The organism is Arthrobacter sp. B055-34, from assembly GCF_059090425.1.
The window spans coordinates 341,702-366,512 of sequence record NZ_JBNHFQ010000004.1 but is presented as its reverse complement, the minus strand read 5'-3'; the positions used below and the strand labels follow the sequence as shown (position 1 = coordinate 366,512).

The window sequence follows — 24,811 nt, the reverse complement described above, 5'->3', positions numbered from 1 at the left end:
TCGTGCCGGGTCAGGACACCGTCGCCACGGCCTTTTCCTCGAGCCGCACCCGCCGGCCTGACGCTTCCGGCTTGGTATCGCCCGTCCAGACCTGGATGACGGCCCAGGCCACCGCCGCCACCGGCACAGCAAGAATGGCGCCGACAATACCGCCAAGGATGGTGCCTGCCGTCAAGGCGAGGAGAATGACTAGGGAATGGAGGCTGACGGAACGGCCCATCACGACCGGTTGCAGGAAGTTCCCTTCCAGCTGGTTCACCAGGACCACAACACCGATCACCACCAGCGCGGCCACAGGGCCGTTGGCCACCAGGGCCACGAGGGCGGCCAGCACGCCGGCGACCGTGGCGCCCACGATCGGCACGAAACCGCCGATGAAGATGAGCACGGCCAGCGGCAGCGCCAGCGGCACCTGCAGGATAAACAAGGCAAGACCGATAAAGATTGCGTCGACCGCCGCCACGATGGCGGTGCCCCGAACGTAATTGCCCAGGACGTCGACGGCGCGCGAACCGGCCAGCGCCATCTTCGCTCGACGTCGGTAGGGGAACCAGCGCAGCAGGAACGTCCAGATCCGCTCGCCGTCCTTGAGGAAGTAAAACAGCACCACGGCCATCAGGACCGCGCCGGTGATGAACTGCGTGGCCGTGGACAGTCCGCTCAACGCGCTGCGGCCGACGGCGGCACTGGTCAGGAAGTCCAGAATCCCGGCCAGCGCCTCGTCAATCTGCGCCTGGTCGACCGGGAGCGGGAAATCGGCCAGGAAGCCCTGTAGCTGCGCCCAGCCTTCGGTAGCCGAACTGATGAGTTCATCCAGCTCGTTCCGGACGGCGACGACGATGCCGGTAATGACTCCGCCGAGCACCACAAGGATGCCCAGGAACGCCGTCGCGGTGGCCAGGGCACTGGACCAGCCCCAGCGCCTCAGGACGTTGACCACCGGATAGACCGCGGCTGCCAGGATGAGGGCAATCAGCACCGGGATGACCAGCAACTGCAGTTGCAGCATCACGTATACGCTGACCGAGAGCAGCGTCAGGATCAGCAGCAGCTGTGCGGAGCGCGTGCCCACCCGGCCGATACCATCGGTCCACAGATTTTGTTCCTGAACTTGGTCCCGCCGGGCAAACAACGCCATCAACATGCTCCTTGAAGTGGTTGGAAATCAGGCTCCAGATAAGGCAGCGGCCGCCGCCTTGGCTGCGGCCGGAAGGGCAGCGTAAATCCGGTCCATGGCCTTGTCGTCATGCGCCGCGGAGAGGAACCACGCTTCGAAGACCGACGGCGGCAGGTAGACGCCGGAATCCAGCATGGAATGGAAGAACGGAGCGTACCGGAAGGCTTCCTGTCCCTGGGCGTCCTCGTAGTTGTGGACTCCGTTGGCCGAGGTTCCGAAGGCCACGCTGAAGAGATTCCCGGCACGCTGGATGCTGTGGTCCACACCTGCCTCGCCCAGCGCGGCGGAGACGGCACCGGACAACTCCAGGGACCGCTTGTCGATCCCGGCGTAGACCTCGGGTGTGGCCGCGGTCAGCGTGGCCACACCGGCCGCCATCGCGATCGGATTTCCCGACAGTGTGCCGGCCTGGTAGACCGGACCCACCGGAGCAAGGTAATCCATTACCTCGGCCCGGCCGCCCAGTGCTGCCACCGGCATGCCGCCGCCGATGACCTTGCCGAAGGTCAGCAGGTCCGGCGTGAACGGAGCGTCCGTTCCCTCGGCTCCTCCGGTCAGGCCCCAGTAGCCGGCATAACCGGTCCGGAAGCCGGTCAGGACCTCGTCCAGAATGAGCAGGGCGCCGTGCTGTGTGGTGATCCGGGAAAGCGCTGCGTTGAAGCCTGCGCCCGGTTCCACTACACCCATATTGGCCGGTGCAGCTTCGGTGATCACCGCGGCGATGTTGGGGCCGTGGGTTTCGAACGCTGCTTCAACCGCTGCCAGATCGTTGTAAGGCAGGACCAGAGTCTCAGCCGCCGTTGCCTCGGTGACACCGGCAGAGCCGGGCAGCGCCAGCGTGGCAAGACCCGATCCGGCGGCCGCCAGCAGCCCGTCCAAATGACCGTGATAGCAGCCGGCGAACTTGATGATCAGGTTGCGGCCGGTAAAGCCGCGGGCCAGCCGCACGGCCGTCATGGTGGCCTCGGTTCCCGTGGATACCATACGCAGCCGCTCGACGGCGGAAACCCGCTCCATCACGATGGCCGCCAGTTCGGCTTCGGCGGGCGTGGACGCGCCGAAGGACAAGCCGCGGTCCACGGCAGCGTGGACGGCTGCCAGCACCTCGGGATGGGCATGGCCCACCAGTGCCGGGCCCCAGGAGCAGACCAGGTCAACGTACTCGCGGCCATCGGCGTCGGTGAGGTAGGGCCCCTTGGCGGAGACCATGAAGCGCGGTGTCCCGCCGACCGACCCGAAGGCCCGCACGGGCGAGTTCACTCCCCCGGGCATCAGATGGCGCGCGCGTTCGAACAGTTCTTCAGAGCTAGTCATTACTTAGTTGCTTTCCTTCAGCCAGCGGGCAATCTCGGCAGCCCAGTATGTCAACACCATATCTGCCCCGGCCCGCCGGATGCCCAGCACGGACTCGAGGATGGCAGGCTTGCGGTCGATCCAGCCGTTGGCCGCCGCCGCCTCGATCATCGCGTATTCGCCGGAAATCTGGTAGGCGGCCACCGGTACCGGAGACATGGCCGCCACATCGGCCACGATGTCCAGGTAACTCATGGCGGGCTTGACCATCACCATGTCCGCCCCCTCTTCGAGATCCAGCTCTACCTCCAGCATGGCCTCGCGGCGGTTGGCCGGATCCATCTGGTACGTCTTCCGGTCACCGCTCAGCTGCGAATCCACTGCCTCGCGGAACGGACCATAGAAGGCGGACGTGTACTTGGCCGCGTAGGCCAGCACCGCGGTGTCCTTTAGGCCTGCCTCGTCGAGCGCCTGGCGGATCACGGCAACCTGGCCGTCCATCATGCCGGACGGGCCCAGGACGTCCGCGCCGGACTGTGCCTGGATCACGGCCATCCGCGCGTAGATCTCCAGCGTGGCGTCATTATCCACCGCCCCATCCGGGGTGAGGACACCGCAGTGGCCGTGGTCCGTGAACTCGTCGAGGCAAACATCGCTCATGACCACCAGGTCGTTGCCTACTTCGGCCTTCACATCCGTGATGGCCTTGTTCAGGACACCGTCCGGGTCCACGCCCGCGCTGCCGGTGGCGTCGCGGTTGGCCGGCACGCCGAAGAGCATGATGCCGCCGAGGCCAAGTTCCACCGCTTCGAACGCCGCCCGTTTGAGGGAATCGGTCGTGTGCTGGACGACGCCGGGCATGGACTGCAGCGGCGCCGGCTCGGAGATGCCCTCGCGGATAAACGCCGGCAGAATCAGCTGCGAGTTCTCGATCCGCACTTCAGCGGTGAGTTTGCGCAGGGCTGCGGTGGCGCGGAGTCGGCGCGGTCGGTGGCTAGGAAAGCTCATCATCATCCTTCGGCTTTGGTGCGGTGCGGGTCTTGAGGGCCTCGGTCAGCGCGTCCGCAATCCCGGCCGGCGTCGGCGCGGTGGCGGTCGCGGCGATATCCAGGCCAAGCGTTCCGGCTTCCCTCGCGGTGCTGTTGCCGATCGCCACCAGCAGTACGTGCGGCGGCAGGTCGGGCGAGAGTTGATGCAGCCGGCGGGCCACGCTCGGAGACGTAAGAACGACGGCGTCAATCGCCTTTTCGGCGACGCCGCGGTTGAATTCTTCCACCGTAATCGGTTCCAGTTCGGCTCCGGTCGACCCCGGAGAGGCGGACTCCAGCACAGCGCTCAGGCGCCGCTCCGCCCGGGCCGGATGGTCCACCGTGTGGTAGGCGACCACAGGCAGCACCTGCCAGCCCTTGTCCATCAGGCCCTCGAAAATGGTGTCAGCCGCGATGTCCGCCTGCGGCAGGAAAACGTTGGTGCGCAGGGCCGTTTCCGGGCGGGGCTCGCCCGGCGGCGGCCAGTCCGCCACCAGTCCGACGGCGTCCATGGTGCCCTCGGGAACAAGGTCAACGTGCAGGCCCTCGGCCTCCAGGACCGTGGCCGTACCCGACCCGACGGCGGCGATCTTGGTGTCGCCGGACAGTGCCTTCAGCGTAGTGCCGAGTGCGGCAGCGCGATGCTTCAGCGCCCGCACGGTGGTGATGCTGGTGATGACCATCCACTCGAAGCGGCCCTGGCCAAGCATGCGCAGCGCTTCGTCTAGCTCATGGCTGGACTCTGGTTCCTCGAAGTCGATCAGCGGCATAAGCTTCGGTTCGGCGCCCCTGCCGGCCAGCTCGGCCACCATGGCACCTGCCCGGTCAGCACTGCGCGGCAGCACGACTACCAGCCCGGCGAGCGGACTCCCGGGGTTGCCTCGCGGCCGCAGCAGGGGCATGCTCAGCTGCCTGCCAAGGGGGTCAGTTCTCCGGCTCCCTGGGCCAGCAGGTCTTCGGCCAGCCGGGATCCCAAGCCCGCCGCGCCCTCCATGTCCGGGCTGTTGGTCTCCAGGCTGCTGCGCAGCAGACGGGTTCCGTCGGGCCGGCACACTACCGCTTCGAGCCGGAGCACATCCCCGGCCAGCGTTGCCAGCGCACCGATGGGTGCACTGCAGCCGGCCTCGAGCCGGGCCAGCAGCGCACGTTCGGCGGTCACCGAGAGGCGGGTGGCCTCGTCGTCGTAATCCTGCATGGCCTTGGCCAGCGCACTCCCGTCCGCGGCGTCGGCCGTACGGCACTCCACGGCCAGCGAGCCCTGCCCCGGGGCCGGCAGCATGACGGCCGGGTCCAGCAGCTCGGTGATGGTCTCGGTCCGGCCCAGCCGGCTGAGGCCGGCGGCCGCCAGGACCACGCCGTCAAGGTCGCCCTGCTTACCCTCGACGACCTCCGGGCCGTGCATCCCCCGGACACGGCCGAGCCGGGTCTCCACGTTGCCGCGGATGTCGATGACCTCCAGGTCCGGCCGGGCGGCGCGGAGCTGGGCCGCGCGGCGCGGGGAACCGGTGCCGACCTTCGCACCGGCGGGCAGCTCGGACAGCGTGAGTCCGTCCCGGGCACACAGTGCGTCCCGGACATCGACGCGTGCCGGATACGCCGCGATCCGGAGCCCCTCAGCCACCCCGGTGGGCAGATCCTTAAGTGAATGCACTGCCACATCGCAGCGGTCATCGAGCAGGGCCTCGCGCAGGGCCGCAACGAACACGCCGGTGCCGCCGATCTGGGCCAGCGATCCCTTCAGGATGTCGCCCTCGGTCTTGATCCGGACCAGCTCGTAGTCCACCCCGCCGGCGGCGGCGAGGGCTTCGGCCACGGTGGTGGTCTGGGTGACGGCCAGGGCGCTGCCCCGGGTTCCGATGCGGACGGTGCTTGTCACGGTGCGGGTACTCCTACGGTGGAATCCATGCCGGCAACCGTGGGTTTTTCGCCGCGGCGGTTGGCACAGCAGTTGGGGAAACATACGTCCATCCACGGCCCCAGCTGGGTGGTGGCGGCGCGTTCGGCAATGTTGTGCTCGGCGGTCCGTTCGCAGATCAGGTCGACCAGGCCTGCGACGAACTTCTGGTGCACGCCCGGCGTCGGTACCCGGGCGGCGGCGAGGCCGAGCTTGCCGCAGGTCTCCAGTGCCTCGGTGTCCAGGTCCCAGATCACTTCCATGTGGTCGCTGACAAAGCCCAGCGGGACGATGACAACACCTTTGACGCCCCGCGTGGCCAGCTCTTCGAGGGCGTCGTTGATGTCCGGTTCCAGCCACGGCACATGCGGCGCCCCGGAGCGGGACTGGTAAACCAGCGAATGCGCGACGCCGGCAGCCTCCGGAATCCGGTCCAGCACGGCCTGCCCGGTAGCCAGGTGCTGCGCCACGTAGGCGCTGCCGCCGTCGTACTCGGCGCCGTCTGCCAGGCGCGGCCCGGCGGCCTCGGCGTCTCCCATGGGAATGGAGTGGGTGGCGAACATGATGTGCACGGGTGCATCGGCCTCGCCCTTTGCGGCAAGGTCCGCCCGGACGCTGGCCAGACCTTCGCGCACGCCCTCCACGAACGGCTCTACGAAGCCCGGGTGGTCGAAGTACTGGCGGACCTTATCCACTTCCAGCTTGCCTTCCAGCCCGGTCTCCACCAGCGCCACGCCGAAGTCCTCGCGGTACTGACGACAGCTGGAATAGCAGGAGTAGGCACTGGTGGTGACGGCCAGCACGCGGCGGTGGCCGGCGTCGTACGCTTCGCGGAAGGTGTCCGCGATAAAGGGCGCCCAGTTGCGGTTGCCCCAGAGCACCGGCAGGTCGATCCCGCGGCTGGCCAGTTCGGCCTCCATCGCCGCCTTGAGGGCCCGGTTCTGCGCGTTGATCGGGCTGATGCCGCCGTTGGCGCGGTAGTGGTGGGACACCTCTTCGAGCCGCTCATCGGGGATGCCGCGCCCGCGCGTGACATTGCGCAGGAACGGGATGACGTCTTCCTGGCCCTCGGGTCCGCCGAAGGACGCCAGGATGATGGCATCGTAGTCCTTCGGCGCCATCCTGCCGTTTTCGTCCACGCCCGCGCGCGGATCGAAGTTTGTTTCAGCGGTGGTCACCGCAGTACCTCGGCAATCTCGGCGGGGCTGATGCGGCGGCCGGTGTAGAACGGGATTTCCTCGCGGACGTGGTTGCGGGCATCGGTGTAGCGCAGGTGGCGCATCAGGTCGACCAGGTCGATCAGTTCCGGCGCTTCCAGGCCCAGGATCCATTCCCAGTCGCCCAGTGCGAAGGACGCCACGGTGTTGGCGAGCACCTGCGGGAAATCGCGGCCGAGCATGCCGTGGTCGCGCAGCATCTTGCCGCGCTCCTCGGCCGGGAGCAGGTACCACTCGTAGGAGCGCACAAACGGGTAGACGCAGAGCCAGGCTTCCGGCTCCTTGCCCAGCGCGAAGGACGGCGAGTGGCTCTTGGTGAATTCGGCGTCGCGGTGGACACCCATGGCGGACCAGACAATGTCCGTCTCTTCGAACAGGGCAGTGCGGCGGATGGTGCGCACGGCGGCCTGCAGCTCATCCGGCTTGGGGCCGTGGAGCCAGATCATGACATCGGCGTCTTCGCGCATGGCCGAGACGTCGTAGGCGCCGCGCAGGGTCACGCCGGCATCGCCGAGGCGGGCGACGGCAGACTCGAAGTCGGCAACGGCGGAGTCCGCAATGTCGGCACCGGACCGCTTGAACACGGTCCAAAGGGTGTAGAACAGCTCTTCTTCGCCCGCGGTTTCGACGGCGTTGGCGGATCCGGACGTGGACGTTTCACTCATGCTTACAGTCTGCCTTCTTCAGTAGTTATTAGTCGAAAACGGATCTTCTACCCATTGTAGAAGAAATTCAGGACGACGACGGCGCCGCGGCCTTCAGTTCAGCTGCAAGCTGGCGTGCGCGGGTCCGGCTGTCGGCGACCACGGCCACCAGTCCTGTTCCCGCCAGCCAGGCACCGGTCAGCTGCAGGTAGTTCCCGTCGGCCGCGAGCTCGCGCACGCGGGCCACCCTGTCCCGATGTCCCACGGTGGCCGACGGCAGTGCGCCCACCCATCGGACCACCTTCCAGCCCAGCACGTCCGGTTCAGTGATCGAGGTGCCCATCAGCGCCGAGGCGTCGCTGAGTGCCTGGCGGTACAGCTTCTCGTCGGGCCAGCCGGTGAAGTCCTCCGGCTTTGCGGTACCCGTCTGTCCTACCGCCCTGCCATAGGACAGGCGCAGCACGTGGCTGCCCGGGCCGGTTTCGTCCGCCAGCCATTGCCACTTGGCCGTGGCGTGCGTGAGCGCCTTCGCCGCAATACCTTCGACCCCCGGCGCTACCAGCAGTCCGGTGCCGCGCGGCTTGGCATCCAGCTCCGGCTGGTCCACCACCAGCGTCACCAATGCCACCGACGGCCCGGCTGCCGGCTTCACGTCGGCGATTCCGGGGATGCTCTCCTGCAGCAGCGTCACGGCGGAAACACCGTCCGCCGCCATCACCAGTCCGGCCGCGTCATAGGTGCCGTCCGCGGTAGCGACCCGCCAGCCGCCGTCGTGCTTTGCAATTGTTTTCACCGGCGAGGAGGCGTGCAGCTGGACTTTGCGCCGCTTCAGATCCGCCAGCAAGGCCTCGGTCAGCCGGCCCATACCGCCCGCTATTCCGGCCACCGCGGAACCCGCCGGGGCCGCTTTGCGCATGGCGCCCACCGCGGCCTGTAGCGAACCGTGGGTTGCCACGGAAGCACGCAGGCCCGGAGCCACCGAGTCCACATCCAGCACATCGGGATCGGCCGAATAGACGCCGGCCACCACCGGGGTCACCAGCCGCTCGAGCACGGTGCTGCCCATCCGGGTGCGGACCAGCTCGCCCAGGCTCAGCTGGTCTTTGCCCAGCAGGTTCCCCAGCGGCAGCACGCGGTCCGCCGCCGCGCGCAGGGAAGCCTTGCGTCCAATGGCCGCCACGATCTGCGGATCGGCGGGGTCCGCCGGAATGCCGAGCAGCCCGGTTTTGGGCAGCCGCTGGGCCGAGCCGGGCAGCTGCACCCAGGCACCGGCCGGGTCAGGAGCCACGATGCTCTCCCCCAGCCCGAGCTCCCCGGCCAGCCCCGAGACGGCCTGCGACCGTGTTGCAAAGGATTCAGCGCCGGCGTCGAGCGTAAATCCCGCTACCTCGTGGCGCGCCACACAGCCGCCGAAGTCCGCGGACGCTTCCAGCACGGTGACCTGCACGCCCTGCATGGCAAGTTCGCGCGCGGCGACCAGCCCGGCAATCCCGCCGCCAACAACGACGGCGGTGGGAGCCTTGAGTGCCGGAAGGCGGCCCGTCCAGGGGTTGCCGCGGGAGGCGGCGCGGTCCGGGTGCCCGGCGTCGGGACGCTGGTGCGGCATGGCTACAGGTCCACCGAATGGATCAGCTTGACCACGCGGGTCAGCACTTCCGGATCCGTCTCCGGCGGGACCCCATGCCCCAGATTGACCACGTGGCCCGGAGCCGACGCCCCAGCGGCGAGTACTTCGCGGACGTGCTGTTCCAATACTTCCCACGGGGCAGAGAGCAACGCCGGATCGATGTTGCCCTGCAGCGGGGTCTTGCCGCCCAGCCTGCGGTTGGCCTCATCCAGCGGCAGACGGTAGTCCACGCCGATCACGTCGACGCCGACATCGCGCATGGCGACCAGCAGTTCGGAAGTCCCGGTGCCGAAGTGGACCAGCGGAACGCCAAGGTCCCGGACGTGGTCCAGGGCGCGGGAGGAAGCCGGCGCCACGTGGCGGCGGTAGTCCTCCAGGCCTAGCGAGCCGGCCCAGGAGTCAAAGAGCTGGCCGGCGCTGGCCCCGGCGTCGAGCTGGGCGCGCAGGAACTTTCCGGAGGCGTCCGCCGCCCAGTCGGTGAGGGCCCGCCACGTTTCCGGTTCCGCGTGCATCATGGTCCGCGGGCCCAGATGGTCACGCGACGGCTTGCCCTCCACCATGTAGGCCGCGAGGGTGAAGGGCGCACCGGCGAAGCCGATCAACGGCTTCTTACCCAGTTCATTGACCGTGAGCCGCACGGCTTCACGGATGGGCTCCAGCGCTTCATCGGTCAGCGTAGGCAGGTTCGCGACGTCCGCGGCGGTCCGCACCGGACTGCCCAGCACCGGGCCAACACCGGGAACGATGTCAACGTCCACCCCCGCCAGCTTCAGCGGAATAACGATGTCGGAGAAAAAAATTCCGGCGTCCACGTCGTGCCGCCGAACGGGCTGCAGCGTAATTTCGGCGGCCAGCTCCGGGTTCAGGCAGGAATCAAGCATCGCAATCCCCTGCCTCAGCTCGCGGTACTCCGGCAGCGAGCGGCCGGCCTGCCGCATGAACCACACCGGCCGCCGGTCGGGCTTCCCGCCGCGGTAAGCGGTAATCAGGGCAGAATCCGAGGTCCGGCCATCCATCAAGGGGTGGGAAGCATTCAACGTCATGCTTATAGATTCTGCTCCACCCGCGCGCTCAAGGCCAACGCGGCCGTCTCAGGACAGGGATGGTGGCAAAAGTCACCGGGCTAAATTGGGTAAACCCAAGGTAAACAGGCAATCCTAAGAAGAACCTGAAGTCCCTACGGGCTAAGATATGAGGCGTTGTGGTTTTACTATCCTTGGTTGCGACCCATTCCGATCTTGATCTGGAAACGGTAGCCCGCCTGAGTGCCGGCTCCTCCCAGGTCGCTTCCAGCGTGCTCAAGGACGGAAGCCCCATCTCCGGCGCCGTGGTCCTTGCCACCTGCAACCGCGTCGAGATCTACTGCGAAACCGGCTCCGAAGGCGACGTCGATGCCGCACGCACGGCCGTGATCTCCGAGATCAGCGACCGTTCCGGGCTGGACGAAAACCTAGTTGCCCGCTCCTTCACCACCAATACCGGCCCCGAGGTCTCCCGCCACCTCTTTGCCGTCGGCGCCGGCCTCGATTCAGCCGTTGTGGGCGAGCGTGAAATCGCCGGCCAGGTACGCCGCGCCCTGAACGAGGCGCAGCAGGAGGGCACCGCCAGCGGGGCACTCGTACGGCTGTTCCAGACCGCTTCGCGCACCGCCAAGGACGTTGGCGCCCAGACCGCTTTGGGCGGCCGCGGGCTTTCCATCGTTTCCGTTGCCCTGGACCTGGCCACCGATCTGGCCGAAGAGCGCGACTGGGCGTCCAAGAACGTCGTTGTTTTCGGCACCGGGGCGTACGCCGGTGCCACCATGGCGCTGCTGCGCGAACGCGGCTGCACCAGTATTTCCGTCTACTCATCCTCCGGCCGTGCACGGACGTTCACCGAGACCCGCGGCGGATTCCCTTTGACGGAAGAGACCCTGGGCGCTGCCGTCGCCGCTGCGGATGTTGTCATCGGTTGCAGCGGCAGCGACCGCCAGATCAGCGCCGCCGAGGTTGCCGCCGGCCGTGAAGCCGACGCCAAGCCGCTGACCATCATTGACTTGGCCCTGACCCACGATTTCGACCCCGCTGTTGGCGAACTGGACGGCGTCGAGCTCATCACGCTGGAATCCGTGCGGCTGGCCGCTCCGGAAGAGCAGGCAGAGTCGGTCAACCAGGCAGCAAAGATTGTGGATCACGCCGCACGAACCTTCGAGGAAAGCCAGCAGGCACGCTCCGTGGATGCCGCCATTGTTGCACTGCGCCGGCACACCATGGCGGTATTGGAAACGGAGCTGGAGAAGGTCCGTAACCAGCACGGCTGCACCGGCCCTGCGCAGGAAGTGGAATTCGCCATGCGGCGGATGGTCAAGCAGTTGCTTCATCTGCCGACCGTGCGTGCCCGCGAGCTCGCCGCCAACGGCCAGCAGGACCAGTACATCGCGGCCCTTGACGCACTTTATGGCATCAGCGTTGCAGAACCCGCCGCAGCACCGGCCAGCTCCGCCAGCGAGGACAGCTGCCCCGTAGACCATTCGGGCGGCAGCCGGGAACAGGCCGCCACCGCCTGAGCCTTGCGGCTCAATACCCTGCGGGCAGTGCCTTCGGCTCAGTACACCGGCTTGTCCGGCTCCACTTCACGCACCCAGCTGAGGATGCCGCCGTCGAGATGCCGCACGCGGGTATAGCCGTGGTCCAGCAGATTCTGCAGCACTTCGGCCGAACGCGTCCCCGCCTTGCAATGGAAGACCAGGTCCCGGTCTCTGGGCAGCTCGCCCAAGGCCTCGCCGGACAGGATCCTTCCCTTCGGAATCAGCGTGGCACCGGGAATGCTGACGATCTCGAATTCGCCCGGCTCGCGGACGTCGATCAGCTCAAAGTCTCCCGGTCCTTGTCCGCGGGACTGGAGCATGGCCGCCAGTTCGGGCGCCGAGACCATATGGTCGGCATCCACCGTGGCTCCAGGTGCCACGCCGCAGAACGCTTCGTAGTCCATCAGCTCCGTGATCGGTTCGCCGTCCGGGTCCTTACGCACGCGCAGTTCGCGCCAGCTCATCTGGAGCGAGTTGAAGATCAGGACCCGGCCCAACAGCGTCTGGCCAATTCCGGTGATTAGTTTGATGGCCTCGTTGACCATGACGGACCCGATCTGTGCACAGAGCACGCCCAGCACGCCGCCTTCGGCGCAGGACGGCACGGAACCCGCCGGCGGAGCTTCCGGGTAGAGGTCGCGGTAATTCGGCCCGTACTTGTCCCAGAAAACGCTGACCTGCCCGTCGAACCGCAGGATCGAACCCCAGACATAGGGCTTGCCCAGGATCGCGGCGGCGTCATTGACGAGATAGCGGGTGGCGAAGTTATCCGTGCCATCCAAAATCACGTCATAGCCGGCAAAGATCTCCAGCGCGTTGGACCTGTCCAACCGCACTTCATGGAGCACCACGTCCACCCCGGGGTTGAGGTTGAGGATGCTTTCCCGCGCCGACTGCGCCTTGCTGCGGCCCAGATCGGCGACGGTATGGATGACCTGCCGCTGCAGGTTGCTGGTCTCGACCACGTCATCGTCAATAATGCCGATCCGGCCCACGCCGGCCGCCGCCAGGTACAGCATGGCCGGAGAACCCAGCCCGCCGGCGCCAATGACAAGGACCTTGGCGTTCTTCAGCCGGAGCTGTCCGGCCATGCCGACTTCGGGAATGATCAGGTGCCGCGAGTACCGCTCCATCTCGGCCTGCGTGAGCTCGGCCGCGGGTTCCACCAATGGCGGCAACAACAGTGATTCCTGCGTATTCATAGAGCCAATCTACGCCGACGCCCGCGGGTTGGCAGAATAGATGAATTGATCTGTATTACCGACGCGTAAACTGGCTGGAGAACGATAGTCAAGATTTCCTGCTATACCGGCGCGCGGCCACAATCGGGTGCCAGATGAGGTCCGAAGACAGTGAGTACTGATTCCCGGCCGGCGGCCAAGCCTGCCCGCCTGCCCCGCGAGGAGCGCCGGCGCCAGCTGCTCCAGGCAGCGCACGAAGTTTTTGTCGCCAACGGATACCACGGCGCCGCCATGGACGAGATCGCGGAGACGGCCCGGGTCAGCAAACCCGTATTGTACCAGCATTTCCCGGGCAAGCGGGAACTCTACCTGGCATTGCTGGACCACCATCTGGAATCGCTCACGGCCATGTTGATGGCAGCCCTGAACTCCACCAACGACAACAAACTGCGCGTCCATGCCACCATGGATGCTTACTACCGCTTCATTTCCCAGGAGAGCCAGGCACACCGGCTGGTGTTCGAATCGGACCTGAACAATGATCCGGACGTCAGCAAACGTCTGGAGGACTTCAACGCCCAACTGGCCAGTGCCATTGCCGCCGTCATCGCCGATGACACAAAGCTGTCGGAGGTGGAGGCGACGCTGCTGGGGCGGGCGCTGGCCGGCATGGCCCAGATCAGCGCCCGTTACTGGCTCCAGGCCGACAACGAGCTTGAGCGTGATACCGCCGTCGATTTGATCTACCGTTTAGCTTGGCGCGGAATTTCACGGTTCCCTAAGGAATCCTAAGATAGATTTCGAACCAGACATCGTTCGCACACCAGGAGGCATCAGTAGTGGAAATCAAGATTGGTATTCAGAACGTCGGCCGCGAGATCGTCGTCGAGTCCGACGAGTCCGCGGATGAAGTTGCCGAAATGGTTTCCCGTGCCATGAACGGCGGCGCCGAGCTGCGCCTGAAGGACAGCAAGGGCAATCTGGTCATCGTCCCGACCAATGTCCTCGGCTATGTTGAGATCGGCGCCGAGGAGCCGCGTAAGGTCGGCTTCGGGGCCCTTTAGCCCCAGTCAGCACCGTGGTCCAGTTCGTTCTGATCATTCTGGCGGCAGCCGCCGTGGGCATGACCGCGTGGGGCATTGACAACAAGCGCCACGCCTACGGCGTCCTGCTGCTGCCGGCATCGGCCATCCTGGCCGCCACCATCTTGTGGCTCATCCTGATGTTCGCAGGCCTTGGCTCTCAGCCCGGCGTGGAGTATCTGGGGTGGCTGCTGCCCATGGTGGTGACCGTTCCCGTGGCTTGGCTCACGGTGCTCCTGGTCGGCCGGCGTCGCGTCGCCGCGGACGTGGAGCGCCTGACCGAAGCGCTGCGCTGACCCGCCGGAGGGTACCTGGCCGTCAGGCCGGGTACTTGTCCGGTTGGGCCGTGGCTCCCAGCCGGATGGCAAGCTCACTCAAGGAAGTGGCTGCAGCGACGTCGCGGGTTGTTACCGCGGACCCCGCATCATGTGACGTCAACCGGATGAAGACCTTGTTGTAGCGCCAGTCCAGGTCCGGATGGTGGTTGGCCTCCTCGGCCAACTCTCCCGCTCCGGCGATGAAATCCAGCGCAGCGCGCCCGTTCTCGAGCTTGAAGACGGTAACAAGCGCGCCCTCGCTGTGGCGCCAATCCGGCAGCGTCCTGAGCTGTTCATCGATCTGCTTGCTGTCCAGCTTGTCCTCGGCGGCCATTGCTCCTCCTGTGGCTAGAGATCCGGGCGGCCTGCAAACGATGATGAAGCCAATGCGTGCTCCCGTTTGGGAATCCGGCCGCCTGTTGCCGCCAGCCTACCGGCGATGACCGCATGTTTGAAGGCTTCGGCCATGCGGACCGGATGCTGGGCCCTGGTCACGGCCGTGGCGAGCAGGACGGCGTCGCAGCCAAGCTCCATGGCCAGCGCAGCGTCCGACGCCGTGCCGATACCGGCGTCCAGCACCACCGGAATCCCGGCGCGCGAGACAATCAATTCGATGTTGTGCGGATTGAGGATTCCCAGCCCGGTACCGATCGGAGCACCCAGCGGCATCACGGCGGCAGCACCCAGCAGCTCGAGCCGGCGGGCCAGCACCGGGTCGTCATTGGTGTAGGCGAAGACCTTGAACCCGCGGTTGACCAATGCCTCGGTTGCCTCGACAAGTTCCACCGCGTCGGGCAGCAGTGTCTCTTCGTCCGCGATGACTTCGAGTTTCACCCAGTTCGTCTCCAGGGCTTCGCGCCCGAGTTCGGCGGTCATCACCGCCTCCCGCGCCGTGTAGCAGCCCGCCGTGTTCGGCAGCACGCGGATGCCATGGCGGTCCAGCAGGTCGAAGACCGAAGTACCGGTACCGGCCGCGTAGCGGCGCATCGCTACCGTGGTGAGTTCTGTTCCGGAAGCCAGCAGTGCCTCGCCCAAACCATCCAGGCTCGGCGCGCCGCCCGTGCCCATGATCAGGCGCGATCCGAGCCTTACCCCGTCGATCATCAGTTCATCCATTATTCAGCCTCCCTGTACTGCGGTCACGAGTTCTATGCCGTCGCCGTCGGCGAGCACGGTCCGGGCCCAGCTGCCGCGCGGCGCTACCTCCGCGTTCAGCGCGACAGCCACACCGAGCCGTCCGCCGTCGGCCGGCCGCCCGTCCTCCGCCAATTCACGGCCGGTGGTCCTGGCCACCAGCTCGAGCAGTGTTGGCGCGGTCGGCAAGGTGTGCGGACTGCCGTTGACGGTGATCTTCATGCGTGACTCTCCTTGGTCATAGTGCTGAACCTGTCGGGATTGAATTGCAGTAGCTCGGCGGAGATTTGCACACCGTCGATGAGGTCGGCGCAGATCCTGGCCGCGACCGGCGTCAGGAGCACTCCGTGGCGGAAGAATCCGGTGGCAACTACCAAGCCCGGAAGGTCCTCCGACCCTGACGCCACCCGTCCCAGCAACGGCGCATTATCCGGTGTTCCCGGCCGAGCACGGCAGGTCATCTCTTCGAGCGCGAGTTCCGCGACGGCCGGCACCAGCGTCTGGGCGTCGCGGAGCAACTGGTACACCCCGCCGGCCGACACATCCGCCGATCCGTCCTCACGCTGCGTGGCTCCGATCACCACCGTGCCGTCCCCGCGCGGAACAAGATAAACCGGGTGCCCGCGAACGATGCCACGAATTGTCGAGGTGAGAAACGGTTGCAGGCCTGTCGGTACGCGCAGCCGCAGAATGTCCCCGTACACCGGACGCAGCGGCAGCCGAAGCCCCGCGGGCAGGCCGGAGAGGTTGGCGGCCGCAAGCCCGTTCGCGACCACCGTTTCATCGGCCGCAAGGACCTCGCCGCCTGCTAACTGCACGCCAACAACCGTGCCCCGAGCATCGGTGATGAGTCCGGCTGCCTTTTGACTTACGACGGCGGCGCCTGAGTTCCGCAGCATCTTCACTAACGCTGCGGAAAGGGCCCGTGGATCCACTTGGTGGTCGCCCGGCGCGTAGAAGGCACCGGTCAGGGCCGGGCCCAGGCTGGGTTCGAGCCGCCGGGCCTCGCGGCTAGTGATTTCGTGGACCTCGAGTCCTTCGGCCAGCTGCGCCTGTTTCAGGTCCGCGAGCGCGGTGCGGTCCGCGGCGTCGAAAGCGGCAACCAAGGTCCCGGTTTCCTGGTAGCCGGTCTCCCGCAGCCCCGCAACGAACCCAGGGTAAAGCCGGGCGGACTCGCGGGTCAGGGCCAGCAGCCGCTCTTCCTGGTAGTGCAGTTCGCTGACCGGGGCGAGCATGCCCGCGGCGGCGTACGTGGCGCCCGTGGCGGGAGCGGGATCGATGACGGTGACACGGTGGCCGCGGCGGGTGGCTTCTGCGGCGATACCCAGTCCCACTATGCCCGCGCCGATGACGGCAACATGTTTGGACAACTTTGAGCTTCCTTCCCTACGCCGGCATGACCCGGATCAGGTTCGACGGTCGGTGCCAGGCACCCTCTCAGCCTGTCGGCCGCCGGCAATTGCCGAACGTGCCGCCCTATCAGGCTCCCGCAGTGTTTTCTCCAGTGTAGCCATAGTCGCGGCTTCGCCGGCGTCACATTCTGCTGCCGAAGCCCGCGTCCCGCCACCGCGGAGTTCCTTGCGCGGTTTGCCATTATGGTTGCAGGTATGGATTTTTCCTCTGCCCAGCTTTACCTTTGCACCGACGCGCGCCGCGACCGTGGGGACTTCGAGCAGTTCCTCGATGCTGCCTACTCCGGCGGTGTGGACATCATCCAGTTGCGGGACAAGTCCCTCGATGCCGCCGAAGAGCTGGAGCTGCTCGGCGTGCTCGCCGACGTTGCCGTCCGGCACTCAAAGCCGTGGTCCGTCAACGACAGGGCGGATCTGGCTGCAGTGGCCGGGGCACCAGTCTTCCACGTCGGACAGCAGGACCTTCCGCCGGCCGCGGCCCGGTCCGTGCTCGGGCCCGCTGCCGCTATCGGCCGCTCCACCCACACTCCGGAACAGGCATCAGCTGCCTTGGCCGATGACGCCCTGGACTATTTCTGCACCGGGCCACTCTGGGCCACCCCTACCAAGCCGGGCAGGGCCGCCGTCGGTCTTGAGCTGGTGGAGTTTACTGCCGCCCAGCAGGCGCAGACGGGTTCCGGCAAGCCGTGGTTCGCCATTGGCGGTATCGATCTGGAGAACATCGGCCAGGTAACGGAGGCCGGGGCTAAACGCGTCGTCGTCGTTCGCGCCGTCACCGATGCCGATGATCCGGCCGGGGCCGCCAGGGCGCTGAAGTCCGCGCTGCCGCCCCTGTAACCCGCCGTTCGGCCGGCTGGTGGCGTGAACGTTCAGGCGGTAAGGCCCAGGGCGTTCATCCGGCGGGAATGGTTCCGGGTCAGTTCTGCGAAGAGTTCCGCGGTGACCGCCTGCTGGGAGGCCGGTTCGTCCAGTCCCAGCAGGGCGCCCAGGAAAGCCCGCTCGATCCCGATGCGCTGCGCCTGCGTCAACGCCTCGCCGACCAGCCGCCGGCCCCACAAGGCCAGCCTCGAGGCCAGCCGCTCGTCATGTTCCAGCGCCCTGCGCAGCCGACTAGTGAGCAAGGTCAGCTGGTCCCCGTTTTCCTTGATCCTGGACACCAGCGCGCGCGTCTCGGGATCCAGCCGGTCGGCGATCGCACGGTAGAAATCCCCCGAAACAGCATCCGTGACGTAGGCCTTCATCAACGATTCGTACCAGTCTCCGGGCCGCGTCCGCTCGTGGAACGCGTCGATCGAAGCCTGGAAAGGCGCCATGGCAACCTGCACGTCGACATCAAGGCGCGCCAGCTCGGCGCTGACAAGTTCAAAGTGCCCGAATTCGACGACGGCGAGGCGCCCGAGATCCGCGCGGTCTTTCAACGTTGGCGAGAACCGGGCGTCCGAGGAGAACCGCTCGAAGGCGGACAGCTCGCCGTAGGCCATGACGCCGTACAGATCAACGACATGCTGCAGATGTTCCGCTCCTGTCCCGTTGCTGGTGGCCGGACGATCAGTGGGGAAGGATCCTTCGGAGCTCATGAGCACTACCCTAACGCCCCACCTGCGGCGCTGTGGCGATAGGCTGGGCCTGTGCCGTATTCACACGTCGACGCCAGAGTTAATGAATCGCAGCATCTGCTCGCCCGTGTGCTGAAGGAACTGCGCACCGAGCTGGAACTTCCCGCGGCGTTCAGCCCTTCGGTCCTTGCGGAAGCCGAGAAGGCCGTGGCGGAACACTCCATGCCAGCCGCGGATCTAACCGGGCTGGACTTTGTCACCATCGATCCACCAAGCTCCACCGACCTGGACCAGGCGATGTACATCGAGCGCGACGGCGAGGGCTACCGGCTCTGGTATGCCATCGCGGATGTTCCCGCTTTTGTTGCTCCCGGCGGTGAACTTGACGCTGAGACGCGACGGCGCGGCCAGACCATCTACGCTCCCGATGGACGCATTCCGTTGCACCCGCTGTTGATCAGCGAAGACGCCGGCAGCCTCCTCCCGGACCAGGACCGCAGCGCATTCGTGTGGGAATTCGAGCTCGACGCCGCCGCAGTCGTCAGTACCGTGTCGATGCGCCGGGCCAGAATGCGCAGCCGCGCCAAGCTGAACTACGAACAGGTCCAGCAGGACATTGATTCCGGCGAAGCGCCGGTCTATCTGCAGCTGCTCAAGGAAGTAGGGCTCAAGCGCATCGAGCTGGAGCGGCAGCGCGGCGGCGCGAGTCTGAACCTTCCTGATGAGGAAATAGCCCATGACGGCCGCCATTACTTCATCGTCGCGCGCCCTGCACGGCCGGTCGAGGACTGGAACGCCCAGATTTCGCTGATGACCGGTATGGCAGCAGCGGAAATCATGCTCAAGGGCAAGGTAGGAATCCTGCGCACCATGCCCGCTCCGGACGAGGAGTCGGAGGCCCGGTTCCGACGCCAGACCAAGGCTCTGGGCCACCCCTGGCCGGAGGGTATTGCCTATGGCGAATATCTGCGCGGGCTCGACACCGCGGATCCGAAACAACTGGCACTCATGGACGCGGCCGGGTCACTGTTCCGCGGTGCCGGCTACACACCGTTCGACGGCGACGTGCCGCAGGAGCAGACCCAGGCCGCGATTGCTGCGCCCTACGCCCACACCACCGCACCGCTGCGCCGCCTGGTGGACCGCTTTGTCCTGGTCATCTGCGAGGCGTTGTGCGCCAAGACCGAGGTGCCCGGCTGGGCCCGGCAGGCCTTGCCGGAACTCCCCCAGCTGATGGCTGCCTCGGACCAGCTGTCCGGACGGCTGGACCGTGCGGCGCTGGACGCGGTGGAAGCGGCCCTGCTCAGCCATCGGGTGGGCGAGGAATTCGATGCCGTGGTGATCTCGGCCCGTAATTCCAACAACCACTCGAACCATAATTCCAATGGCAACGGCCGTCAGGAAGCCGTCCCGCACGGTACTATCCAGATCAGTGATCCCGCGGTCAGTGCGCGTTGCGACGGCGAACTACAGGCCGGCACTGCTATCAGGGCCCGTCTGGTCGAGGCCGATATCGAGAAGCGCACGGTCCGGTTCGAGCTGATCAGCCCGGCCTGAGCGGTCCGTCCATCCGCGCCATGGCGCCGGCCGGGAGACGATTTGGTGCCAGCCGGTAGACTGGTCATTGTAGAACTGGATGCCCGGTCGTTGATTGTTAGTAAATTTCATCAACAGATCCGCACCTACGCGATCTTTAACCCGCCGGCATGGCCATGATGGCTTGCACCGGCACGCAGTTGTTAGCCCGCGATCGGCTTCCACTGGCTGCGTCACGCAACCGGACAGTTCCGCACGGCCGCAAGATGGCCGTGTCGTTGAGCACCGGGGCCCAGGCGCCTTATTTGAATGGTATTTAATTGAACACTGAGAATTCCCTCGTGGACCAGAACAACCTGCTCCATGCGGAAAACAGCCTTGAGGAAATCAAAGTCGAGGCAAGCCTCGCTTCCGATGAACGTCCGCACGAGATTCCGCAGCAGACCTTCGCCGACTTCAACGTCCGCGCCGACATTGTGCGCTCGCTCTTCGACGCCGGCATCACGCACCCTTTCCCGATCCAGTCCATGACGCTGCCCGTGGCGCTCGACGGCCATGACATCATCGGGCAGGCCAAGACCGGTACCGGCAAGACCCTGGGCTTCGGCATTCCCGCGCTGCAACGCGTTGTCGGCCCTGAAGACGACGGTTATGACAAACTACCCGTCCCGGGTGCCCCGCAGGCCCTCGTCATCGTTCCGACCCGTGAGCTTGCCGTGCAGGTGGCCAAGGACCTCACCACCGCTTCGCGCCACCGCAATGCGCGCATCGCCACTATCTATGGTGGCCGCGCCTATGAGCCGCAGACCGAGATGCTCGCCAAGGGCGTCGAAGTGGTTGTGGGAACTCCGGGGCGCCTGATCGACCTGCACCGGCAGCGCCACCTGAACCTGAAGAACGTGCGCATCGTGGTCCTCGACGAGGCGGATGAAATGCTGGATCTGGGCTTCCTGCCCGATGTGGAAACGCTGATCGCCGCGACCCCTGCCATCCGGCAGACCATGCTCTTCTCTGCCACCATGCCCGGCCCCGTTGTCGCCATGGCGCGGCGCTACATGACGCAGCCGACGCACATCCGTGCCGCTGACCCGGACGATGAGGGCATCACCAAGAAAGACATCCGCCAGGTCATCTACCGTGCGCACAACCTGGACAAGACCGAGGTTGTCTCGCGGATCCTGCAGTCCCGCGGCCGCGGCCGGACCATCATTTTCACGAAGACCAAGCGCACCGCCGCCAAGGTCTCCGAAGAGCTGATTGACCGCGGTTTCGCCGCCGGCGCCATCCACGGCGACCTAGGCCAGGGCGCCCGTGAACAGGCGCTGCGTGCCTTCCGCAGCGACAAGGTAGATGTGCTCGTCGCCACCGACGTCGCTGCCCGCGGTATCGACGTCGACGACGTCACCCACGTAATCAACTACCAGTGCCCCGAAGACGAGAAGACCTATCTGCACCGTGTGGGCCGCACCGGCCGTGCCGGCAACAAGGGCACCGCGGTCACGTTCGTGGACTGGGACGATGTTCCCCGCTGGGGCCTGATCAACAAGGCCCTGGGCCTGGACCAGCCGGAGCCGGTGGAAACCTACTCCTCATCGCCGCATCTGTACACGGATCTGGATATTCCCGAGGGTACCAAGGGTCGTCTGCCCCGCGACCAGCGCAAGCTCGCCGGCATCGACGCCGAGGAGCTTGAAGACCTGGGCGAAACCGGCAAGAAGCACGGCGGTCGTGATTCCGGCCGCCAGGGCGGACGTGGCTCCGAACGCGGTGGCGGCCCTAGCCGCGGCCGCGGCGAAGGCCGTTCCGAAGCCGGATCCCGCGCGACCGAGCCTTCCGACGGAAGCCGCCGGCGCCGTCGTCGTTCTTCCGGAACTGAAGAAGCTGCCGGCCGCACGGCAACCGACCGTCCGGCCCAGGCCGAGAACACCACCAAGACCGAGGGTGAGAGCGTTCGTCCGCGCCGCAGCCGCAGCCGTACCCGGCGGCGCAACGGCGAAGTGGTTAGCGCGCCGGATACCTCCGGCGCCGGTAACGCGGAATAACCGGCAGCACCGGACGAGAAAAGGCTACCTCTTCAGTTATGACGGAGACTGTCTGCGGGCCCGGGCCCGGGCCCAGTTCTTTGTGGTCGCCGGACGGCAGCAATCTGGTGGTGCACGCGGATAACGCGGAGTTCCTGCCGACGCTGCCGGACGGCGCCTTCACGCTCATCTACGTCGACCCGCCGTTTAACACCGGCCGGTCACAGCGGCGCCAGCAGCTGTCCATGGTCCGCAGCGCCGACGGCGAGGGCGATCGGGTGGGCTTCCAGGGCCGCTCCTACCAGACCATCAAGGGCATGCTCTCCAGCTACGACGATGCCTTCGACGACTATTGGTCCTTCCTCGAGCCCAGGCTGGCCGAGGCTTGGCGGCTGCTCGCCGACGACGGCACGCTGTATCTGCACCTGGACTACCGCGAGGTGCACTACGCCAAGGTGTTGCTGGATGCCCTGTTCGGGCGAGAGTCCTTCCTGAACGAAATCATCTGGGCCTACGATTACGGCGGCCGCGCGAAGAACCGCTGGCCGGCCAAGCACGACAACATCCTGGTCTACGTGAAGAACCCCCGCACCTACCACTTCGACAATGCCGAGGTGGACCGCGAGCCTTATATGGCTCCGGGCCTGGTCACTGCGGAGAAGGCTGCCCGGGGCAAACTTCCCACGGACGTCTGGTGGCATACCATCGTCTCCCCGACCGGCAAGGAAAAGACCGGCTACCCCACGCAGAAGCCCGAGGGCCTGCTCCGGCGCGTTGTGGCAGCCAGCAGCCGCAAGGACGACTGGGTGCTGGACTTCTTTGCCGGTTCGGGCACCCTCGGCGCCGTGGCGGGACAGCTGGGACGGCGCTTTGTCTGTGTGGACCAGAACCCGCAGGCAATCGAGATCATGGACAAGCGCCTCTCACCCCAGGCCTCTGTGGTTCGCTTCGGACCTGCGCCTGCACCTGCACCGTAGTGCCTGAACATCCGCTAAGCCCCCTGCTGGAGGCATAACAAAGGCGGCCGGACAGTTTCGAAACTGTCCGGCCGCCTTTGTTGACAGGCAGGTCGCTTAGATTATGGTGCGGCCCTCTCTACGGGCCTCGACCCAGTCCCGGAAGAAGCCCTTGCAGATCATAAACAGGGTTCCGCCGACGATCACCGGCCACATCAGTACGTAAATGGTCAAAAGGATGGTGCTATCCATTGGTGTCTCCTTTACTTTCCTGCGCCGGTCGCAGCGGTGCCGGCAGCAGTAGCGCCGAGCTGCGGCTCGGTCTCGGAATCCGTGTCGTAATCGCCGATCCGCTGCTTGATCAGGGCGAAATCGAAGCCCTGCTTGCTGCGCACCGACATGGCGTAGCAGATCACGGTACTGATGGCGTAGGCCACCAGCGAACCGGTCAGGACCGTGTAATCATGCAGGAAGCCGATGGCGAACGGCGCCGCAATCAGCGCGCCAAGGGCGCCAATGATCCTGGCCGCCTTGAGTCCGAAGAACCCAAAGGACATCAGGCCCAGCACAACGCCGATACCCACCACGGAGACCACGTCGAAGACGATGCCGGTGGCGCCGTCCATCGGGAACCACTCGAAGCGGACCGGGATGAAGACGGCGAGTGCCGCCAGCACCGAAACGGTGAACGCCTTGTTGGTGACCTTGTTCCAGTAGAAGCTGGCGATCACAGGGAAGACCAGTGCGCCCCAGAGTGCACCGACGAAGACCAGCAGGTCCAGGATGTTCATCTGCCCGCTGGCGAAATACAGTGCAGCGGCGGTGGCAACGATCATCGAGATGCGGCCGACCATCAGCATGGTCTTCGGGTTGGCTTTGCCCTTGGCGATGTTCTGTCCGTAGACGTCCGCCATCATGATCGAGGACAGCGCGGCCAGATCCGAATCCGCAGTCGAAGACAGCGCGCCGATGATCATAATCAGGAAGACACCCAGCAGGATCGGCCCCAGGTAGGTGGAGGCCATCTGCGGAATCAGGTTGTTGGTGTCTCCGCCGGACGGTGAAATACCCAGGTACAGCGCCATGACGCCGAGCATGCCGACACCGATGATGGTGGCACCATAGCCGATCGTAGCGGTGACGAAGGTCTTCTTGATCAGATCCTCACGCACGGCGAAGAGCCGCTGGGCAATGGTCTGGTTGCCAATGGCGTAGGCCAGCACAGCAGCGATGTACGGCGCACCCTGGTTCAGGAACGCATCAGAAGAGAAGAAGTTGGATTGCTGCGGCGTCAGATTCGCCGCGCCCTGGGTAAACATGTCGGGGCCGCCGGCGGAGAAGAAGACCACCGGGATAATAACGACGACGGCGCCGAGCATAGCGACGACCTGGGCAAAGTCCGTCATCACGGAAGCCCGGAAGCCGGACCACAGCGTGTAGAGCAGCACGCCTGCGGCGATCACGATGATGCCCTGCGAGAAGCTGAACGGTGACAGCAGCGCAATCAGCGCACCGCCGGCGATGAAGTTCGAGGTGAGGCTGATGAGGCTCCCGACGACGTTCGAACCGGCCAGCATGAGCTGGCTGGAACGACCGTGTCGGGCATGCATAACCTCAGCGAGCGTATGGGCTTTTGGCGCGACTTTGCGGATGCGCTTGCCAAAGGGGTAGATGAACAGGATCATCAGTGCGCCCCAAAGACCGTAGTGGATCGGTCCCGAAATGCCGTAGGTGTAGCCCGACGTTGCCGAGGCGTACATGGAGGACGCCCAGATCCAGGTCGCCGTCATGCTGGCCGCGGAAATTCCGAAGCCGACTTTGTTGCCTGCGGTCATGTAACCGTCTGCGTTTTCCTTCCTTTTCCCGATGAGTGTGGACATCAGGAGTGTGCCGCCGTAAAACAGCACCAACAGCAGGATTACGGTCCAGCCGCTCAGTTGATAGAACTCCGCCTCAGGCGTCATTCGCTTCCTCTCCTCATGACAGGCTCACCGGGCACCTGCCAGATTCAACGCGCGCCGGCCGTCAAGGCTCTATTTCCACGTTTCGTCCGGCGGTTCCTCGTCAAAAAGGCCGCGGACATCTGAATCCGGTGAAGGATTCGAGGCGCGCACTCCCGTCCAGCGCGACGCCGGACCCAACAAACAAGCTGCACTCGCTGCAGCAAACA

25 protein-coding genes and 1 riboswitch are annotated in these 24,811 nt (G+C 65.8%); of the genes, 8 read left to right on the top strand and 17 right to left on the bottom strand.

Annotated elements, in window-relative coordinates; all coding sequences use genetic code 11:
- Positions 1-10 precede the first annotated feature (10 nt).
- The 9 genes from AC5RWO_RS10285 to hemE form a co-directional block, all read right to left on the bottom strand.
- Entirely contained in the window at positions 11-1,138 is a 1,128-nt protein-coding gene (locus AC5RWO_RS10285; RefSeq protein WP_498731275.1) for an AI-2E family transporter, read from the bottom strand.
- A gap of 27 nt (positions 1,139-1,165) precedes the next feature.
- Entirely contained in the window at positions 1,166-2,491 is a 1,326-nt protein-coding gene (hemL, locus tag AC5RWO_RS10280; RefSeq protein WP_498731274.1) for a glutamate-1-semialdehyde 2,1-aminomutase, read from the bottom strand.
- 3 nt (positions 2,492-2,494) lie between these two features.
- On the bottom strand, positions 2,495-3,478 hold the full coding sequence (gene hemB / locus AC5RWO_RS10275; protein WP_498731273.1) for a porphobilinogen synthase: 984 nt from the start codon (positions 3,476-3,478) through the stop codon (positions 2,495-2,497).
- On the bottom strand, positions 3,465-4,400 hold the full coding sequence (locus AC5RWO_RS10270; RefSeq protein WP_498731272.1) for a uroporphyrinogen-III synthase: 936 nt from the start codon (positions 4,398-4,400) through the stop codon (positions 3,465-3,467). The genes hemB and AC5RWO_RS10270 overlap by 14 nt, the downstream gene beginning before the upstream one ends.
- Before the next feature lie 2 nt (positions 4,401-4,402).
- Positions 4,403-5,374, bottom strand: coding sequence for a hydroxymethylbilane synthase (gene hemC / locus AC5RWO_RS10265; protein WP_498731271.1), 972 nt, complete (start codon positions 5,372-5,374; stop codon positions 4,403-4,405).
- Positions 5,371-6,513 carry a ferrochelatase gene (locus tag AC5RWO_RS10260; RefSeq protein WP_498731391.1) on the bottom strand — a complete coding sequence of 381 codons (1,143 nt, stop codon included), beginning with the start codon at positions 6,511-6,513 and terminating at the stop codon, positions 5,371-5,373. The genes hemC and AC5RWO_RS10260 overlap by 4 nt, the downstream gene beginning before the upstream one ends.
- Before the next feature lie 53 nt (positions 6,514-6,566).
- Positions 6,567-7,274, bottom strand: coding sequence for a hydrogen peroxide-dependent heme synthase (gene hemQ / locus AC5RWO_RS10255; RefSeq protein ID WP_498731270.1), 708 nt, complete (start codon positions 7,272-7,274; stop codon positions 6,567-6,569).
- Between the two features lie 67 nt (positions 7,275-7,341).
- A complete protein-coding gene (hemG, locus tag AC5RWO_RS10250; RefSeq protein ID WP_498731269.1) occupies positions 7,342-8,859 on the bottom strand; it encodes a protoporphyrinogen oxidase in 1,518 nt (505 codons plus the stop codon).
- 2 nt (positions 8,860-8,861) lie between these two features.
- Positions 8,862-9,923 carry a uroporphyrinogen decarboxylase gene (gene hemE, locus AC5RWO_RS10245; protein WP_498731268.1) on the bottom strand — a complete coding sequence of 354 codons (1,062 nt, stop codon included), beginning with the start codon at positions 9,921-9,923 and terminating at the stop codon, positions 8,862-8,864.
- 158 nt (positions 9,924-10,081) lie between these two features.
- Here hemE and AC5RWO_RS10240 point away from each other — a divergent pair, with 158 nt between their 5' ends.
- Positions 10,082-11,425 (top strand): glutamyl-tRNA reductase, encoded by a 1,344-nt coding sequence (locus AC5RWO_RS10240; protein ID WP_498731267.1) that lies wholly within the window; start codon positions 10,082-10,084, stop codon positions 11,423-11,425.
- Positions 11,426-11,463: 38 nt separating this feature from the next.
- On the opposite strand, the gene moeB is transcribed toward AC5RWO_RS10240, so the two are convergent.
- Positions 11,464-12,648, bottom strand: a complete 1,185-nt coding sequence (gene moeB / locus AC5RWO_RS10235; RefSeq protein WP_498731266.1) for a molybdopterin-synthase adenylyltransferase MoeB — start codon at positions 12,646-12,648, stop codon at positions 11,464-11,466.
- A 150-nt stretch (positions 12,649-12,798) separates the two neighbouring features.
- Here moeB and AC5RWO_RS10230 point away from each other — a divergent pair, with 150 nt between their 5' ends.
- From AC5RWO_RS10230 to AC5RWO_RS10220, 3 genes are read left to right on the top strand one after another with little or no spacing between them, the layout of a single operon-like run.
- Positions 12,799-13,419, top strand: coding sequence for a TetR/AcrR family transcriptional regulator (locus AC5RWO_RS10230; protein ID WP_139004764.1), 621 nt, complete (start codon positions 12,799-12,801; stop codon positions 13,417-13,419).
- A gap of 47 nt (positions 13,420-13,466) precedes the next feature.
- Positions 13,467-13,691 carry a DUF3107 domain-containing protein gene (locus tag AC5RWO_RS10225; RefSeq protein ID WP_074701505.1) on the top strand — a complete coding sequence of 75 codons (225 nt, stop codon included), beginning with the start codon at positions 13,467-13,469 and terminating at the stop codon, positions 13,689-13,691.
- Between the two features lie 14 nt (positions 13,692-13,705).
- Positions 13,706-14,005 (top strand): hypothetical protein, encoded by a 300-nt coding sequence (locus AC5RWO_RS10220; RefSeq protein WP_498731265.1) that lies wholly within the window; start codon positions 13,706-13,708, stop codon positions 14,003-14,005.
- A gap of 22 nt (positions 14,006-14,027) precedes the next feature.
- Here AC5RWO_RS10220 and AC5RWO_RS10215 read toward each other — a convergent pair whose 3' ends face one another.
- From AC5RWO_RS10215 to thiO, 4 genes are all read right to left on the bottom strand, one after another.
- On the bottom strand, positions 14,028-14,360 hold the full coding sequence (locus AC5RWO_RS10215; RefSeq protein ID WP_498731264.1) for a 4a-hydroxytetrahydrobiopterin dehydratase: 333 nt from the start codon (positions 14,358-14,360) through the stop codon (positions 14,028-14,030).
- A 14-nt stretch (positions 14,361-14,374) separates the two neighbouring features.
- On the bottom strand, positions 14,375-15,142 hold the full coding sequence (locus AC5RWO_RS10210) for a thiazole synthase (protein WP_498731263.1): 768 nt from the start codon (positions 15,140-15,142) through the stop codon (positions 14,375-14,377).
- Positions 15,143-15,145: 3 nt separating this feature from the next.
- Positions 15,146-15,382, bottom strand: coding sequence for a sulfur carrier protein ThiS (gene thiS / locus AC5RWO_RS10205; RefSeq protein WP_498731262.1), 237 nt, complete (start codon positions 15,380-15,382; stop codon positions 15,146-15,148).
- On the bottom strand, positions 15,379-16,530 hold the full coding sequence (thiO, locus tag AC5RWO_RS10200; protein WP_498731261.1) for a glycine oxidase ThiO: 1,152 nt from the start codon (positions 16,528-16,530) through the stop codon (positions 15,379-15,381). Before thiO ends, thiS begins: the two co-directional genes overlap by 4 nt.
- Positions 16,527-16,661: riboswitch (TPP riboswitch) on the bottom strand. (Overlaps the previous gene by 4 nt.)
- A gap of 106 nt (positions 16,662-16,767) precedes the next feature.
- Between thiO and thiE the strand changes: the two genes are divergently transcribed.
- Positions 16,768-17,409 (top strand): thiamine phosphate synthase, encoded by a 642-nt coding sequence (gene thiE, locus AC5RWO_RS10195; protein WP_498731260.1) that lies wholly within the window; start codon positions 16,768-16,770, stop codon positions 17,407-17,409.
- Positions 17,410-17,441: 32 nt separating this feature from the next.
- Here the strand turns inward: thiE and AC5RWO_RS10190 are convergent, their stop codons facing one another.
- Positions 17,442-18,149, bottom strand: coding sequence for a ferritin-like fold-containing protein (locus tag AC5RWO_RS10190; protein WP_498731259.1), 708 nt, complete (start codon positions 18,147-18,149; stop codon positions 17,442-17,444).
- 51 nt (positions 18,150-18,200) lie between these two features.
- On the opposite strand from AC5RWO_RS10190, the gene AC5RWO_RS10185 reads away from it, so the two are divergent.
- From AC5RWO_RS10185 to AC5RWO_RS10175, 3 genes are all read left to right on the top strand, one after another.
- Entirely contained in the window at positions 18,201-19,685 is a 1,485-nt protein-coding gene (locus AC5RWO_RS10185) for an RNB domain-containing ribonuclease (RefSeq protein WP_498731258.1), read from the top strand.
- Positions 19,686-20,020: 335 nt separating this feature from the next.
- Positions 20,021-21,706, top strand: coding sequence for a DEAD/DEAH box helicase (locus AC5RWO_RS10180; protein ID WP_498731390.1), 1,686 nt, complete (start codon positions 20,021-20,023; stop codon positions 21,704-21,706).
- Positions 21,707-21,744: 38 nt separating this feature from the next.
- Positions 21,745-22,662 carry a DNA-methyltransferase gene (locus AC5RWO_RS10175; RefSeq protein ID WP_498731257.1) on the top strand — a complete coding sequence of 306 codons (918 nt, stop codon included), beginning with the start codon at positions 21,745-21,747 and terminating at the stop codon, positions 22,660-22,662.
- Between the two features lie 96 nt (positions 22,663-22,758).
- On the opposite strand, the gene AC5RWO_RS10170 is transcribed toward AC5RWO_RS10175, so the two are convergent.
- Both AC5RWO_RS10170 and AC5RWO_RS10165 read right to left on the bottom strand, forming a co-directional pair.
- A complete protein-coding gene (locus tag AC5RWO_RS10170) occupies positions 22,759-22,893 on the bottom strand; it encodes a putative transporter small subunit (protein WP_498731256.1) in 135 nt (44 codons plus the stop codon).
- A gap of 11 nt (positions 22,894-22,904) precedes the next feature.
- Positions 22,905-24,605 carry a sodium:solute symporter family protein gene (locus tag AC5RWO_RS10165; protein ID WP_498731255.1) on the bottom strand — a complete coding sequence of 567 codons (1,701 nt, stop codon included), beginning with the start codon at positions 24,603-24,605 and terminating at the stop codon, positions 22,905-22,907.
- Between the last annotated feature and the right edge of the window lie 206 nt (positions 24,606-24,811).

Excerpts from the sequence above, each read along its gene's own strand:
- hemE (WP_498731268.1), bottom strand. The coding sequence starts at position 9,923 with ATGACGTTGAATGCTTCCCACCCCTTGATGGATGGCCGGACCTCGGAT.
- AC5RWO_RS10175 (WP_498731257.1), top strand. The coding sequence starts at position 21,745 with ATGACGGAGACTGTCTGCGGGCCCGGGCCCGGGCCCAGTTCTTTGTGG.
- AC5RWO_RS10285 (WP_498731275.1), bottom strand. The coding sequence starts at position 1,138 with ATGGCGTTGTTTGCCCGGCGGGACCAAGTTCAGGAACAAAATCTGTGG.
- AC5RWO_RS10260 (WP_498731391.1), bottom strand. The coding sequence starts at position 6,513 with ATGGCGCCGAAGGACTACGATGCCATCATCCTGGCGTCCTTCGGCGGA.
- moeB (WP_498731266.1), bottom strand. The coding sequence starts at position 12,648 with ATGAATACGCAGGAATCACTGTTGTTGCCGCCATTGGTGGAACCCGCG.
- AC5RWO_RS10170 (WP_498731256.1), bottom strand. The coding sequence starts at position 22,893 with ATGGATAGCACCATCCTTTTGACCATTTACGTACTGATGTGGCCGGTG.
- AC5RWO_RS10190 (WP_498731259.1), bottom strand. The coding sequence starts at position 18,149 with ATGAGCTCCGAAGGATCCTTCCCCACTGATCGTCCGGCCACCAGCAAC.
- hemQ (WP_498731270.1), bottom strand. The coding sequence starts at position 7,274 with ATGAGTGAAACGTCCACGTCCGGATCCGCCAACGCCGTCGAAACCGCG.
- hemG (WP_498731269.1), bottom strand. The coding sequence starts at position 8,859 with ATGCCGCACCAGCGTCCCGACGCCGGGCACCCGGACCGCGCCGCCTCC.
- thiS (WP_498731262.1), bottom strand. The coding sequence starts at position 15,382 with ATGAAGATCACCGTCAACGGCAGTCCGCACACCTTGCCGACCGCGCCA.
- AC5RWO_RS10270 (WP_498731272.1), bottom strand. The coding sequence starts at position 4,400 with ATGCCCCTGCTGCGGCCGCGAGGCAACCCCGGGAGTCCGCTCGCCGGG.
- AC5RWO_RS10215 (WP_498731264.1), bottom strand. The coding sequence starts at position 14,360 with ATGGCCGCCGAGGACAAGCTGGACAGCAAGCAGATCGATGAACAGCTC.
- AC5RWO_RS10165 (WP_498731255.1), bottom strand. The coding sequence starts at position 24,605 with ATGACGCCTGAGGCGGAGTTCTATCAACTGAGCGGCTGGACCGTAATC.
- hemB (WP_498731273.1), bottom strand. The coding sequence starts at position 3,478 with ATGAGCTTTCCTAGCCACCGACCGCGCCGACTCCGCGCCACCGCAGCC.
- AC5RWO_RS10210 (WP_498731263.1), bottom strand. The coding sequence starts at position 15,142 with ATGGATGAACTGATGATCGACGGGGTAAGGCTCGGATCGCGCCTGATC.
- hemL (WP_498731274.1), bottom strand. The coding sequence starts at position 2,491 with ATGACTAGCTCTGAAGAACTGTTCGAACGCGCGCGCCATCTGATGCCC.
- thiE (WP_498731260.1), top strand. The coding sequence starts at position 16,768 with ATGGATTTTTCCTCTGCCCAGCTTTACCTTTGCACCGACGCGCGCCGC.